This window comes from Gilliamella sp. X-46, assembly GCF_057063525.1.
Window position 1 is genome coordinate 43,396 of sequence record NZ_JBXSQH010000013.1, and the last position, 15,338, is coordinate 58,733.

Annotated in this window: 16 protein-coding genes; 8 read left to right on the forward strand and 8 right to left on the reverse strand. The window is 34.9% G+C overall.

Annotated elements, in window-relative coordinates:
* Positions 1-160: 160 nt before the first annotated feature.
* The 5 genes from ACYIAJ_RS08630 to rpmE all read left to right on the forward strand — a co-directional run bounded on the left by ACYIAJ_RS08630 (position 161) and on the right by rpmE (position 4,055).
* Entirely contained in the window at positions 161-601 is a 441-nt protein-coding gene (locus tag ACYIAJ_RS08630) for a DUF721 domain-containing protein (RefSeq protein WP_483564663.1), read from the forward strand.
* Between the two features lie 62 nt (positions 602-663).
* Positions 664-1,074 carry a Z-ring associated ZapG family protein gene (locus tag ACYIAJ_RS08635; protein ID WP_483564664.1) on the forward strand — a complete coding sequence of 137 codons (411 nt, stop codon included), beginning with the start codon at positions 664-666 and terminating at the stop codon, positions 1,072-1,074.
* Positions 1,075-1,155: 81 nt separating this feature from the next.
* Entirely contained in the window at positions 1,156-2,529 is a 1,374-nt protein-coding gene (locus ACYIAJ_RS08640) for a Do family serine endopeptidase (RefSeq protein WP_483564665.1), read from the forward strand.
* Between the two features lie 117 nt (positions 2,530-2,646).
* Complete coding sequence (degS, locus tag ACYIAJ_RS08645; RefSeq protein WP_483564666.1) at positions 2,647-3,699, forward strand: outer membrane-stress sensor serine endopeptidase DegS; 1,053 nt, start codon at positions 2,647-2,649, stop codon at positions 3,697-3,699.
* A gap of 140 nt (positions 3,700-3,839) precedes the next feature.
* Positions 3,840-4,055 (forward strand): 50S ribosomal protein L31, encoded by a 216-nt coding sequence (gene rpmE / locus ACYIAJ_RS08650; RefSeq protein WP_065636780.1) that lies wholly within the window; start codon positions 3,840-3,842, stop codon positions 4,053-4,055.
* Positions 4,056-4,139: 84 nt separating this feature from the next.
* Here rpmE and metJ read toward each other — a convergent pair whose 3' ends face one another.
* Positions 4,140-4,457, reverse strand: a complete 318-nt coding sequence (metJ, locus tag ACYIAJ_RS08655) for a met regulon transcriptional regulator MetJ (protein WP_091346351.1) — start codon at positions 4,455-4,457, stop codon at positions 4,140-4,142.
* 172 nt (positions 4,458-4,629) lie between these two features.
* Here metJ and metB point away from each other — a divergent pair, with 172 nt between their 5' ends.
* A complete protein-coding gene (gene metB, locus ACYIAJ_RS08660; RefSeq protein WP_483564667.1) occupies positions 4,630-5,796 on the forward strand; it encodes a cystathionine gamma-synthase in 1,167 nt (388 codons plus the stop codon).
* Positions 5,797-5,889: 93 nt separating this feature from the next.
* On the opposite strand, the gene citX is transcribed toward metB, so the two are convergent.
* The 7 genes from citX to ACYIAJ_RS08695 form a co-directional block, all read right to left on the reverse strand.
* On the reverse strand, positions 5,890-6,468 hold the full coding sequence (citX, locus tag ACYIAJ_RS08665; RefSeq protein ID WP_483564668.1) for a citrate lyase holo-[acyl-carrier protein] synthase: 579 nt from the start codon (positions 6,466-6,468) through the stop codon (positions 5,890-5,892).
* A gap of 33 nt (positions 6,469-6,501) precedes the next feature.
* On the reverse strand, positions 6,502-8,031 hold the full coding sequence (gene citF / locus ACYIAJ_RS08670; RefSeq protein ID WP_237410337.1) for a citrate lyase subunit alpha: 1,530 nt from the start codon (positions 8,029-8,031) through the stop codon (positions 6,502-6,504).
* A 10-nt stretch (positions 8,032-8,041) separates the two neighbouring features.
* Positions 8,042-8,929 (reverse strand): citrate (pro-3S)-lyase subunit beta, encoded by an 888-nt coding sequence (gene citE, locus ACYIAJ_RS08675; protein ID WP_091346342.1) that lies wholly within the window; start codon positions 8,927-8,929, stop codon positions 8,042-8,044.
* Complete coding sequence (gene citD, locus ACYIAJ_RS08680; RefSeq protein ID WP_091346340.1) at positions 8,926-9,216, reverse strand: citrate lyase acyl carrier protein; 291 nt, start codon at positions 9,214-9,216, stop codon at positions 8,926-8,928. Before citD ends, citE begins: the two co-directional genes overlap by 4 nt.
* A 21-nt stretch (positions 9,217-9,237) precedes the next feature.
* Positions 9,238-10,272, reverse strand: coding sequence for a [citrate (pro-3S)-lyase] ligase (gene citC / locus ACYIAJ_RS08685; protein ID WP_160403387.1), 1,035 nt, complete (start codon positions 10,270-10,272; stop codon positions 9,238-9,240).
* 4 nt (positions 10,273-10,276) lie between these two features.
* A complete protein-coding gene (locus ACYIAJ_RS08690; RefSeq protein WP_483564669.1) occupies positions 10,277-11,122 on the reverse strand; it encodes a fumarylacetoacetate hydrolase family protein in 846 nt (281 codons plus the stop codon).
* 94 nt (positions 11,123-11,216) lie between these two features.
* Complete coding sequence (locus tag ACYIAJ_RS08695) at positions 11,217-12,602, reverse strand: 2-hydroxycarboxylate transporter family protein (protein ID WP_483564670.1); 1,386 nt, start codon at positions 12,600-12,602, stop codon at positions 11,217-11,219.
* Between the two features lie 182 nt (positions 12,603-12,784).
* On the opposite strand from ACYIAJ_RS08695, the gene ACYIAJ_RS08700 reads away from it, so the two are divergent.
* Both ACYIAJ_RS08700 and ACYIAJ_RS08705 read left to right on the forward strand, forming a co-directional pair.
* Positions 12,785-14,374 (forward strand): ATP-binding protein, encoded by a 1,590-nt coding sequence (locus ACYIAJ_RS08700; protein WP_483560479.1) that lies wholly within the window; start codon positions 12,785-12,787, stop codon positions 14,372-14,374.
* A gap of 15 nt (positions 14,375-14,389) precedes the next feature.
* Positions 14,390-15,091 (forward strand): response regulator, encoded by a 702-nt coding sequence (locus ACYIAJ_RS08705; RefSeq protein ID WP_160403395.1) that lies wholly within the window; start codon positions 14,390-14,392, stop codon positions 15,089-15,091.
* The last annotated feature ends 247 nt before the right edge of the window (positions 15,092-15,338 follow it).

Consider the following 15,338-nt stretch of genomic DNA (forward strand, 5'->3'; position numbering starts at 1 on the left):
ATAAAGAAATCTTTATCAAACTGTAAATATATTTTTTAAACAGGACATTTTTAATGAAATGAGGTAAATTATTGAGATTGAGTTGTTAATTTATACAGGATTAGTTGACTTATTTTTTATTAGGAAGTAAATATAAAATATGCGTTATAATGAGCCAAAAATGTTATCATCAATTTTATCTCAAGAATCGTGTTTATCTGAGATAAAAGATAGAACATTTGCATTAAGTAAATTAAGCAATATTGTCGATGAGTTGTTACCGTCTTTATTGAAACAACAATGTCGGGTTGCTAATTATCGTCAAGGTGTGCTTGTTCTTGAAGTGAGTTCTGCGAGCTGGTTAACTAGATTAAAATATGAACAAAGCAATTTAATATCTGAGATACGGAAAAATATTTTACCTTCCTTATCTTCTATCCAATATAAGATTAACCCAAATATTTCGACAAAGTTGTCACAGTGCCATTTTGAGGCATCTAAGTTACCTTTAGTTTCGAGTGTGATGACACATCAAAGTGCAATGTTTTTATATGCATTAGCGGAAAATGCGCCAGATAAATTAAAAAAACAATTGATAAAACTTGCTAACCATGCAAAATAAGTACTGATAATTGGATGTCAATTTTATAAAATTATATATCTAAAGGATATAAGGAGTGAATAATGGATAAAGATATGCTTACTTATCTTATAAGCGGATTAATAATTGGTTTTATTATTGGTTTTATTTTTATAAGCGTGATTAGCCCTAAGGCTCGTAAATATGCCAAGGTTAAACAAGAATTAGAACAAGCAAAAGATGAACTAATAATGCAAAAACAAATGATTGCTAAACATTTTTCTCACAGTGCTGAGATATTGGATAATATGGCTAAAGAGTTTCGTCGCCTTTATCAACATATGGCAGAAAACTCTAATAAACTTATCGATAGCGAGAATGTTCCAACTTTGAATTTTGATTCCGATTCTAACGACAATTCAGTCGAAAAAAAGGAAATTACACTTGATAAGCAACCTAGAGATTATTCTGATAACCCTTCTGGTTTATTTAAAACAGATGAAAATAAGCCTTAACTATTATAGTTTTATCCTTCGTTAATTAATAACGAAGCATTTTTATATAGATTAACTTTTTGTAAAAGAGAGAGTTATAAAATGATTGATTCATTAAAAAAACAAAAAAAATTGTTAAGCATTTTAGCATTAAGTGTAGGCGTCAGTTTATCTGTGCTTCCGAATTCTTATGCCTCTTTTCCTTCTATCCCAACCGATAATAATGCACAGCAACCAAGTTTGGCTCCTATGCTGGAAACTGTATTGCCTTCAGTTGTTAGTATTAAGGTTGAGGGTACTGCGCAAACGCAAAATAATATGCCAGAAGAATTTAGACGATTTTTTGGTTATCCTGATAGCCAATCAAGATCGTTTATTGGTGAAGGTTCGGGTGTAATTATTGATGCCGAAAAGGGTTATGTTGTTACCAATAATCATGTTATTGATAATGCAGATAAAATTACAGTTGTTCTAAATGATGGGCATGAGTTTAAAGCAAAACTAATAGGTAAAGATCCGCAAAGTGATATTGCATTACTTAAAGTTGATGATGCAAAAAAATTAACCGCGATTAAATTGGCCGATTCTGATACTTTGCGTGTTGGTGATTATGCTGTTGCTATTGGTAATCCATTTGGTATTGGTCAAACTGTTACTTCGGGGATTATTTCAGCCTTGGCCCGCAGTGGGCTTAATATGAATGGTTTTGAAAATTTCATTCAAACAGATGCTTCAATTAACCAAGGAAATTCTGGTGGAGCACTTGTCAATTTAAAAGGTGAACTTGTTGGAATCAATACAGCGATTATTGCGCCAAGCGGTGGTAATGTTGGGATCGGATTTGCAATTCCTAGTAATATGGTAAAAAGTTTAACTTCGCAGCTTATTGAATTTGGTGAAGTAAAGCGTGGAGTGCTTGGTATCAAAGGTAATGAGTTGACATCAGATATAGCAAAAGCGTTTGATGTTGATGTTCAAAAAGGTGCTTTTGTTAGCGAGGTTATTGAAAATTCAGCCGCACAAGCTGCAGGAATTAAATCTGGCGATATTATTGTTTCGATGGATGGTAAACCCATTGATAGTTTTGCTGAATTACGAGCCAAAATTGCAACAACTGGAGCAGGGCGAACTGTGCAGTTAGGATTAATTCGTGATGGCAAACAAATGACAGTTAATGTCAAATTGAAAAACAGTGATGAATCAGCTACTGAGGCCAAATCACTTCATGCCGCTCTTGATGGTGCAAACTTGAGTAATGGCGAAGTAAATGGGCAAAAAGGGGTATTAATTGAAAGCATTGCTAAAAATTCGCCAGCATCTCGCTTAAGCTTACAAGAAGGTGATCTTATCACCGGTGTGAACAAAGAAAGAGTCAATAACATTGCTGACTTGCGTAAAATTATTGATAGTAAACCTTCAGTTATTGCTTTAAATATTATAAGAGGTGATAGCCGAATTTATCTAATTTTACGCTAATTGCTTATCAAGCTTTGATTTCGCCGATAGTCTTATCGGCGAAAAACATACATATTCACCTTTGATTAGATATGATAAAATTATATCCAATCATTTTTTATCAGAATAATCACACTAATGCTTAAAAAATTTTTGTGGCCAATATTGATTGGTACAGTGTTAGCCATTGTATTATTAACTATTTTTCCATCTTTGCGCAATGGAAAACAATCAAGCTTTCCAAGATCTATTTTCAATGATGATCCTCTGAGCTACTCTGATGCCGTTAAAATCGCGGCCCCAGCAGTGGTTAATATATATAGCCGATCAATTAATTCTGTTTCTAAGCAGTCACAAGATAGTGCTATAACTCCATTAGGATCAGGCGTGATTATGAGTGAACAGGGTTATATTATCACTAATTATCATGTTGTTGATGGTGCTGAACAAATCATTGTTGCTCTGCAAGATGGGCGAATTTTTGAAGCACTTTCGGTCGGTTCTGATAAGCTAGTTGATATTGCGGTGTTAAAAATTGAAGCAACTAACATTCCAACTATATCTATTAATCCTCGGCGTGAACCAAAGATTGGTGATGTTGTTTTAGCTATAGGGAATCCTTACAATATAGGGCAAACTATAACACAAGGCATTATCAGTGCAACGGGTCGTGATGGGTTGAGTCCATACAGAAGACAGAATTTTATTCAAACTGACGCATCAATAAATCATGGTAATTCTGGGGGGGCATTAGTTAATACCAAAGGTGAACTAATGGGGATTAATACTCTTACCTTTGCAAAAAATTTAGGTAACGAAGTTCCTGAAGGAATTGGATTTGCGATTCCCACAGCTTTAGCTGTTAAAATTATGAATAAATTGATTCGGGATGGCAAAATTATTCGCGGTTATATTGGTATTGATGGATTAGAATTTGCACCAACTCAAAATCCAAGTGATATGCCAATTGTATTAGGTATTTTAGTAACCAATACTGAGGGACCGTCATTACAAGCCGGTATACAAGCTAATGATATCTTGATTATGGTAAATAACCAGCCAGTTAAATCCATTGTTGAAACAATGGATCAAATTGCCGAGTTGAAACCGGGTACGATTGTCCCCATTATTGTATTGCGGAATGGTGAAAAGGTTGAACTACAAGTGACAATAGGGCAATTACCAGTTTAATTTGTCTTTTATAGCTTGATTATTTAACCTTTAAGGCATATAATTCGCAGCCTTATCATGTTTTTTTAACACTCGTATGGTGTATAGATTTTGCTTTTAGCCATTTATATAGCGATACGAACAAACTTTAGAGGTTTATTATGAAAGAAGGTATCCATCCAGAATATACTGCAATTAATGCAACTTGCTCTTGTGGTAACGTGATTAAAACTCATTCAACTATTGGTCATGATATTCATCTTGACGTATGTGGTGAGTGTCACCCATTCTATACAGGTAAACAACGTGATGTTGCAACCGGTGGACGTGTAGATAAATTTAAACAACGTTTTGCTATGGTTGGCGGTAAAAAATAATATTGCGATAAGCAATAACTAGAAAGGCGCTTAATGCGCCTTTTTGTTTTTTAATAAAATTTTAATATTGATAAAATAACTATTTTACTCATCAATGAAATCTGGATCGATACCTAAATTGCGCATCATTTTTTGTGTTTTCATTGGGATGCCATCTTCACGGTCTTTTTGCAAATCTTCATCACAAGGTAAAGGTTGGCCCGTATAAGCATGAAGAAAAGCCTCACACAATAATTCACTATTTGTGGCATGGCGTAAATTATTCACTTGTCTGCGAGTACGCTCATCAGTTAAAATTTTCAATACTTTAAGTGGAATTGACACTGTAATTTTTTTTACTTGCTCACTTTTTTTACCATGCTCTGCATAAGGGCTTATGTATTCGCCATTCCATTCCATCATTGTTCACCAAAAAATACATCACAAATAATATGGATAATTTTATCGTTTTTTTCATATTACTGCAATCTATACACCAAGACAGTTAGACGTCTAGACATGTTGACGTCTTTTTTTAATGTGTTATGCTTACAAGACTAATCTTATATTAAAAGTATTGTTTGAGGGCATTATCATGACTATTCAAACTAAAAATTTAAGTCAGGGGACTATTGCGGTTCGCGGTGGGTTAAATACCGATGAGCAATATGGTAGTGTCGTGCCTGTTATCACACCTTCTACTTGTTATCGCTATGAAGAGTTTGCTAAGCCAAGGGCGTTTGATTACGGTCGAAAAGCTAACCCTAGCCGTCGGCTGGTTGAACAAACGATTGCAAAATTAGAAGGTGGCACTGATGCCATTTTAACAAATTGTGGTATGTCAGCCATTCATTTAATCACTGTTGCATTATTAACGCCTAATGATTTAGTTGTTGCACCACATGATTGCTATGGAGGTAGCTATCGACTTTTTAATAGTTTAAGTCAGAAAGGCTATTTTAAAGCTAAATTTGTGGATCAGTCAGATCCTGTAGCATTAAAAGAAGCACTTAGTTTACGTCCAAAACTGGTACTAATTGAAACACCAAGCAATCCTTTATTGCGAGTTGTGGATATTAAGGAAATTGCAGAACAAGCTCATAAAGTTGGGGCGTTAGTTTTAGTTGATAACACCTTTATGACGCCTATTTTACAACAACCTTTAGCTCTTGGTGCTGATATTGTTACTCACTCTTGTACTAAATTTTTAAATGGTCATTCCGATTTACTTGCAGGTATTTTGGTATTTAAAGATCAAAACCTTTTTACAGAGGTATTATGGTGGGCTAATAATATTGGTACGATGACTTCATCATTTGATAGTTATCTCTTGTTACGTGGATTACGTACACTTTCCGCTCGAGTAAGGTTACAGCAAGATAATGCGCAAAAGGTTGTGGACTTTTTAGTCAATCACCCGAAGGTAGCCAACGTTTATCATCCATCTTTATTTTCAAACCTTGGACATGATATAGCTAAAAAACAACAAAAAGGCTTTGGTTCGTTACTCAGTTTTGAATTAGCTGGCGATGCTAATGTTATGCCTGCTTTTTTAAAAGCACTCAATATTTTCACTTTAGCTCAATCTCTAGGCGGAGTTGAAAGCCTTGTGTGCCACCCTGCAACAATGACGCATTCAGGCATTAGTGCTGAAGCACGAAAAACAGCGGGAGTTTCAGATCAATTATTGCGTATTTCTGTTGGGTTAGAAGATATTACCGATTTACTTTCAGATTTGGAACAAGCATTGGAACAAGTCTAATTTAGACTTAAGACCCATCTATACTTGGCTGTTTGGATTAATGAAATATGATTATTTCATTAATCTTACTTCTTGCTATATTTTGGATATAACTTAACGTACTGATACGCCAAAATAGTCTTTCATCTTATTTTCAATGGCAGAAAAAATCTCATCGATAGTATGTTTTTTACTTCGACTACATATTTTTGCGATATCTTGGCAGATTAAACATTGTCTTGATTGATGATCAAATTTAGCGCGTGAAATACTTTGTTGTGTAATTGGATCAATCACATCAATATCCCATAGTCGACCTAATGGATGGTTATCTTCTATATCAATACAGCATTGTTTTAGTGCATTGGCAGAGCATTTTGCTGAAATAATTGCTTCATAGCCAGTGATATTATGAAAATGAGATTCATGTACTAATGGAATTGCATTTTTTGATAAGGCTTTGTGTATAGCGGTGATTGCTTCTTTAAATAACCGATTTGCACCACTACTATTTTTTATTGGACCGGGGATAACTAAACTTAGCGAAATAAGCGGATAATGGTAAAGATTTATTGCATTTTGTTGGTTTTGCACTCGTCTTTCTTTAGCCAATAACATCTGTTCAAGTGTGATTGGTGTACCATCGTCGAATTTTATTGATATATTGTTCATAGTAAGAGATATAAGTAGCATGATATCTGATAATATCACGCTACTTGTGGTTAATTAGTCTTTAACTTGACGAACCACATCAATGATTGAGCCATCACGGAAATGGACAACACCAACGATTTTATCGTTAAATTCGATTGGTTTTGGTTCTCCAGTTAACGAAACAGCACGTTGATATAGTTCTTCAATGCTCATGACTGGCAAATTAGCTGCTTTAAGTCGCTCTGCAATTTCAGGACGAGCAGGGTTAACTGCTATACCATGGTCAGTAACAAGAACATCGACACTTTCACCTGGTGTAACAACTGTTGTGACTTTCTTAATCACTGTAGGGATTCGGCTACGGATTAATGGAGCAACAATAATGGTTAAATTTGCACCAGCAGCAGTATCACAGTGACCACCAGATGCACCACGCATAACGCCGTCAGAACCCGTTAATACATTCACATTGTAATCAAGGTCAATCTCTAAGGCACTTAAAATAACGATATCGAGTTCATCAACACTTGCACCTTTTGATGCAGGGTTTGCATAAACATTGGTTGACACTTCAATATGATCTTTATTTTTACCTAAAGATTGACCGGCGGTGCCATCAAAGCTTTGAGTATCTAATAAGCGTTTAACCAAACCTTTTTCATGAAGATCAACAATACTTGCGGTAATACCACCTAATGCAAATGATGCCGTGATATTTTTTGCGCGCATACGATTCTCGAGGAAACGCGTTGCTGCAGTTGATGACGCACCAGAGCCGGTTTGAATAGAAAAACCATCTTTAAAATAACCAGAATACTCAATAACATCTGCTGCATAACGTGCAATCATCAGTTCACGAGGGTTACTAGTAATACGAGCAGCACCGACACTAATTTTAGTTGGATCGCCAACCTCATCAACTTTCACTATATAGTCGACTTGATCTTGACGGATACTTGCTGGATGGTTAGGGTAACCAACGATATCTTCAGTAAGTAATACTACTTTCTTCGCAAATTGCGCATCAACCATAGCATAACCAAGTGCACCACATTGTGATTTACCTGATACACCATTCGCGTTACCTTGCTCATCGGCAGTTGAAACCGCTAAAAATGCGATATCAATATTAATTTCACCGCTTTGGATAAGTTTTACACGTCCACCATGAGAATGGATATGAACAGGATTATCCATTAAACCGTGTGAAATCGCATCAGCCAATTTACCACGTAAACCTGATGTATAGATTTTAGTGATCACACCAGATTCAATATGAGGAATAAGTGCTGAGTTACAACTTAATAGGGAACTTGATGCCAATGTTAGGTTTTTAATTCCTAATTTGCTAATCGTTTCAACTACTTTGTTGATAACTTTATCGCCTTCACGAAATGCATGATGGAAAGAAATAGTCATACCATCACGTAATTCACATTTATGGATTGCTTGTTCGATAGAGTCACACAATTTACGCGTATATTTAGACTCATCTTTTAAATAAGGAGTCGTAGCGTTAGCGTCAATAAATGGCGTGATATTTTTGAGATCTGGATGCTGTTTAAGCAAATCATCAATTTTTTTATTTATAGAAGTCATCATTTTAATCCTATCAAATTTCTTTACGTACACCGGAATATTTTGCTAACTCAATTACTTTTCTAGCACGAGCAATAATCGGTGCATCAATCATTTTGCCATTTAGAGAAATCACGCCAAGGCCTTTTCTTTCACCTTCTTCAGCTGCTTCAACCACTTTTTGGGCATTTTCAACTTCAGCGGCTGTTGGCGCATAAGCATTGTGTAACAGTTCAATTTGTCGTGGATTGATAAGTGATTTACCGTTATAACCAAGTTTTTTGATTAGGCTGACTTCTTTTAAGAAGCCTTCATCATCATTAACATTTGAATACACCACATCGAAGGCATCAATGCCAGCTACACGCGCAGCATGTAAAACAGCGCAGCGAGCATAAAATAACTCGGTACCATCGCCACGTTCAGTTTGCATATCAACAAGATAGTCAAATGCAGCTAGTGCAATACCGATTAAGCGTGGAGAAGATTGAGCAATAGAAACGGCATTAACAACGCCTTGAGCGGATTCAATTGCCGCCATTAATTTAGTGCTACCCACTTCACGGCCACACTCTTTTTCAATTCTTGCAACGTGTGCTTCTAGCTCATGAATATCTTCAGCACTGTTAGTCATCGGTAAACGTACTACATCAACACCAGCTCTTACCACTGCTTCAAGGTCTTTTAAACCAAATGGAGTATTCAGGGCGTTAATTCGTACTACTGTTTCAATTCCGTGCTCTTTATAAACAGGAAGAAGCAATGTTTGTGCTACTAATAAACGTGCTGAATCTTTTTCTTTAATGGAAACAGCATCTTCAAGGTCAAACATGATTGAATCAGGTTTATAAACAAAAGAGGTTGATAACATTGCTGCGTTTGCGCCTGGAAGAAATAACATACTTCGACGTAATTTTTTCATAGTAATTTACTCCAATCTAAGTTTTCTTCTTCTGCGCCACGTAATACTGCACATTGAATTCTTGCTTTGATAGCGCAATCAAGAGCGCCTTTATCATCAATAATAATTAAGCCATCTGTTACGTTCAGATCTTGTAATGTTTGCTCAACTACAGCGCGAATTTGATCGCCGAATTGTTTATTAACATCGCTATTAATAACAATTTCAACCCCGGTATTAGGCATGACTTTGACTAACAAATCGCTTGATTCGAGAGTCCCTGCCATGGCTTCTTTTTGTATTTTCATTTTTTTACCTTTTAAAATGTATTAAATTTTAAATTTATCTAAATTAGCTGAAAGGTAATCCCACGTGGTTGATGGAACTAACTTTTTTATCTCTTCATATTGCTTGGAAGCTAATAACTTTCTTACCAGTGAAGCTGATATGATAGTATCACCTTCAGTTTTCCGTTCAACCTCAACAACGGTAATAGGCGAATAATGGCTGACAGTATTATCCTCTAGCCAATAACGCATTGCTTCATTATAAGCCTTAGTAACTTCATCATAAGGCTCAGTTCCAACAAATCTGTGGGTTATATTAAGCGTTGGCGCAATATAATTTCGGAATATAAGGAGATCGATACCCATATAAGCGCGATCTATTTTTGCCTTATCTTTTAGAAAATAAGTAGGGAATGTTGCTCTTGATATAATATAAGGTGAACTTGCATGCACTGTAACATTGTTTATCTGCTTCGTGCCATCTTTAACTAACTTTAAGCGTGTATCGAATGAAAATAGTGATGCATTTTCATTGACGACAAAAACATGCAACCAGTCACATTGACTGGCAGCGTATTGTACAAGATATTGATGACCTTTAGTAAAAGGATTGGCATTCATCACAATACTACCAATCTTTTTTCCGTCTTTTTGCTGTGTGTGCAGTTGTTTACAATAGTGTTTTATGCCAACAGGATTATTTTCCATTAGGACAACAAGATCTGTTATTTCAACAAGAGGATAAAAACCACATCCTTTAAAAAAATCTATATTTTCAGGTTTTGTATATAAAAAAAGATGAAAATAGCCATTTTCGTTGGCATATTTTATGGTGTGATCCATTAATGTTAGATTAAGTTGATTACCTCGATATTCAGAATCAACAGCAACACATTTTATAATGTTACGATCAATTCCTGCACAAGCAATAATTTTGTTGCTCATTTTAGCTACCATGAAAATGGTAACTTGTGAATCTAAATCAAGATCATATTGTGATAATAATTGCTTAATTTCTTGACAGTTTTGATCTGATTTAGAAATATCGACAACGGTATAATCAACTGAATCGTACATAAATTTACCTTTTTTCAGCTACCACATAATTAGTTAAACGGCCAATGCCAGAAATTTCAACTTCTATTGTATCACCATCTTTCATAAATACGGGAGGATTACGTTTTTTACCTACACCACCAGGTGAACCGGTCAAAATCACATCGCCCGGTGACAAATGGGTAAAGGTACTAATATAGGCAATTAATTCGGGAACAGTATGCACTAGATTTTTGATTGAATCATGTTGCATTTCTTGACCGTTTAAATAAGTTGCTAGTGTTAAAACTTTAGGATCTGGAATTTCATCCGCGGTAGTTAAACATGGACCAAATGCACCTGTATTTGGCCAGTTTTTACCTGCGGTAAACCAAGTATACTGCCAATCGCGGATTGAGCCATCCATATAGCAACTATATCCTGCCACATATGATAAAGCTTCTTCTTGGCTAATACGAAAACCCGCTTTACCAATGATAATGGCTAACTCGCCTTCATAATCTAATTCATTAGTGATAGCTGGTTTTATAATATTAGTCTTATTTCCTGTTTGAGAATCAGGAAAGCGAACAAATAGAGTTGGCGCTGAACTGGTTTCATTAAATTCTGCTCGTTTTTCAGCATAATTCATGCCAACACATAAAATTTTGTTTGGATTTGGGATTACAGGTAAATAAGTAATGTCTTGTTCATCAATGTCACTTGGGGCATCAAGATAGGTTTTAGCAATAGCTAGTCCTTCGTCATCGGCAAGTAGCGATTTTAAGTCAACGTATTTATCGTCTAATTTTTTTCTTAAATCAACAATACCGTTGTGAGTAAGAAGACCAAAACTTGCTCTACCAGAGACAAGATAACTGACAAGCTTCATGAAAACTCCTTAAAAGCTGTTTGTGTAATTGTAAATATAAAATAAAAATGAACAACCTTAGTATAAACTAAGGTTGTTCTTTAATGTGTAAAGTCTATACTAAGAAATTGCCGAGAATAAGTAATGATACAGAAACATTGATTGCACCACCAATACGCGTTGCAATTTGTGCAAATGGCATTAATTCCATACGTTCAGCTGCAGTCAAGATAGCAACGTCACCTGTTCCGCCTTGACCACTTTGACAACAAGAGATAACCGCCGCATCAACTGGATACATACCTAATCTTTTAGCAACAAAGAAACCAGTTGTTACTAAACTTACCACTGTACAAACGATAACAGTCAAATTTGTTAACGTAAAGGCAGAAATAATTTTATCCCAAGGCGTGATTGCCACACCAACTGCGAATAAAATTGGATAGGTAACAGAAGTTTGGAAAAATTTATAAACAACTTGCGAACCACTTAATACTTTAGGTGAAACACCTGAAATTAGTTTAACAAAAACTGCTGCAAATAGCATACCCACTGGAGCTGGAATACCGGTTGCTTTATGACCGATCATACCAATCATATAAAGAATCGCAGCTAATAATACACCTGATGCAAATGTTGTTACATCAATGACAGATTCAGTTTTAGTAGCTTTTTGATCTGTCGCCTCATCATCCGCTGATGCTGGTAATAAACGACCGTTACCTGTTAAGTGTGGATAAGCCTTACCAATACGGTTAAGAATACCACCACAAATAATACCAGTTAAACCACCTAACATAACGATTGGTAACACACGACCTAACGCTTCACCTTGATTCATATGTAAAATTGTTGCATAACCGATTGAAAGTGGAATAGCACCTTCACCAACACCGCCAGCCATAATAGGTAGAACTAAGAAAAAGAATGTATCAAACGGCGTTAAACCTAGTAAATAACCAACGCCAACACCAACTAACATACCAACGATTTCACCGCACACCATTGGTCCGAAAATTTTTAAGAATCCTTGGATAAGTGTTTTTTTATCCATGTTCATGATACTACCAACGATGATACAACAAATGTATAAATAAAGAATATGTGTATCTTTATAGAATTTTGTTGTTGCTTCAACAATTGGTGTAGGCAAAATACCATAATAAACAAGTGCTGACGGGATAAATGTTGCACAAATTGCTGCTGCGCCCATTTTACCTATGATTGGTAAGCGTTTACCAATTTCACCACATAAGAAACCAAAGAAACCACAAGCTACTATCATTACAACGATTTCACTAGGTAATTTACCTGTTATTAGCACTTCAGCAAAAATAAGAATACCAGCAATAATGAATAATGGAAGCGGGATAACACCGATTTTATAGTTATCCATCAGTCGCCACCAATTATATGGCCAACCAGTTAGCTTTTGTTCAAAGGGCTTACTGATTGATTTTTTGCCATTATAGTCCTTTTCAGATGAGTTAAAATTCACCATTATTTTTTTTCTCCAAAATGATTTGATTTATTCGAAATTAATGGTGCGTATCTTTACAGAAAATTAATGAAATTTTTGTGATATAAATCATAAATTAACTGTGGTTTTTATGGTTTTAAAGGCTATATGTTTTTTAATGCTGTGTTACACTTATTTCAATTTAATTTGAATAGTAATGTAGAATGCGAAAAAAATTACAGGTATCGTTTGCAACAAAACTTTTTTTATCGCTTTTGTTTTTTTCATTGATCGTTCTTGCGCTGTTACAAAGCTATATTTGGAACACCACCGAAACGAACTTATATAGAAGTTTGGGCGAAAAGGCGCAAATTCAAGCAAAAGAGTTATCTGTTTTACCAAGTTTAATTGAATATGTCAAAGAAAAAGATACAAATAAAATTGCTAATTTAATCACAGAGATATTTGAACAAAGCGACGCAAGTTATATTGTTATTGGCGATGCGAATGCCAACCGTTTATTTCATACGGCTAATAGCCCGTTACACTCGCCAATGGTTGGTGGTGATAACCAAGAGGTTCTTAGCGGTAATAGTAGCATCTCTATTAGTGAAGGCTCTCTTGGCTTAGCATTAAGGGGGAAAGCACCAATTATCGATCATGGTAAAATTATCGGCATAGTCTCGGTCGGTTACATGATTGATGGTATTTATGCATTGCATATAAAGCAATTTATACCATTTATCTTTTTTTGTTCTTTATTGTTTTTAGCGTTATTTATCTTTTCATATTGCTTTTCAAAAGCAATTAAAAAACAGATGTTTAATTTAGAGCCTAAAGCAATTGCATTATTGGTGAAAAGCCAAAAGTCGATCATGGAATCGATTTTTGAAGGGGTCATTGCAATTGATCTTAATTATAAAATTATCAATATTAACCAATCTGCTCGTACAATGTTAGATATTCAGATAAGTGATGATGAATTACATGAACATGATTTAAGGACATTTGTTAAATCAAGCGATTTTATTTATAAAAATGACAACCAAACTGAAGACATACATGATCATATTTGTTATTTCAACAACATTATTGTCATTGCTAGCAAAGTTCGTGTGGTCATTGATGATAAAACTCAAGGTTGGGTCATTACATTTCGTAACTTTGATGATATTAATATATTAAGTATGCAATTAACACAAGTGACACAATATGTTGATAATTTAAGAGCATTAAGGCACGAGCATTTAAACTGGTTGGCAACGTTATCTGGTTTAATTTATATGAAACGGTATGAAGAAGCGCAATCTTTTATCGCGCTACATTCTGCAGATAATCAAAGTAATTTAGATTTTATTACCGCACATTTTAAGGTACCAGCTGTATGTGGATTGTTAATTGGTAAATATGCAAAATCACATGAAATAGGTTTAAATCTACTATTTGATCCTGCATGCCAATTAAGTGCATTACCTTCACTTATCACCGAAACAGAATTTATGTCAATTTTAGGTAATTTGCTTGATAATGCCTTTAATGCCAGTTTAAAAAATGATCATGGCGATAAAACAATTTATTTATATCTTAGTGATGCAACAGATGAAATTGTACTTGAGATCAGTGACCAAGGTTGTGGTATTGATGAAAATATTCGTGATTCCATTTTTGAACCCGGCGTTACATCTCAAGAAGGGAAAGAACATGGCATTGGTTTACACCTTGTTTCAACCTATATAAAAAAGGCCAATGGTTATATTACATTTGAAGATAATACCCCATATGGAACGATTTTTTCTGTATTTATTCCCAAATAATCGAAAGGTAATTGTATGAACGAATTCCAAGAAAACATCATCAAAGTACTGATTGTAGAAGATGAGCCAATATTAGCCGAATTAAATGCAGAATTTATTCAAAAAGACACAAAAGTCAACGTCATTGGTATCGCATCAAATCTAGAAGAAGCCAAAATAATGGTTGAAAAGCTAAAACCAACCTTAATTTTACTTGATAACTATTTACCAGATGGACAGGGAATAGAATTATTTGAATACATAATCAATAACCATCTAAACAGTTATGTTATTTTTATTACTGCAGCAAGCGACATGGATACTTGTAGCAAAGCGATTCGTTATGGTGCATTTGATTATTTAATTAAACCCGTATCTTACCAACGGCTAAAGCACTCGCTTGAGCGTTTTGAACTCTTTTTATATCGACAAAGCATACAAAAACACGTCAATCAACGCAAAATTGACGAACTTTTTAATTTACAGACCAAAGACTTTGTCAACATGAATCGCCGCTCAAAAGGTATTGAAGAAATCACATTACAAAAAGTAAAAGATCTCTTTATGCAAACCGATAAAGCACTCACCGTTGACGAAATTGTAGAAAAAGCCAATATCAGCAAAACAACCGCTAGGCGATATTTAGAATATTGTGTCCAAATTAAATTATTAACTGTCGAACTTAATCACGGCAAAATTGGACGCCCAGAAAGATTATATAGACGATTAGGGAAGTAATCCTTTAAATAAAGGAATAATATCTATAAAAATCGGTCAGAAAAGTAATTGATTTTATTAAAGTTTTTGTTTGGTGGTTCCTAGATTACACCATGAAGTGCAATTTTTCTTAGCTCCTTTGAATAAAAGGAGGCAGGGCTTTTAAACTTATGCCGTTTTCTTGGGCGTGTGTTCAATAGATATTGTATTTTCTTTATCTGTTCGTCGTCAACTAATGAAATGGCCGCTGACTTAGGTATAAACTGAC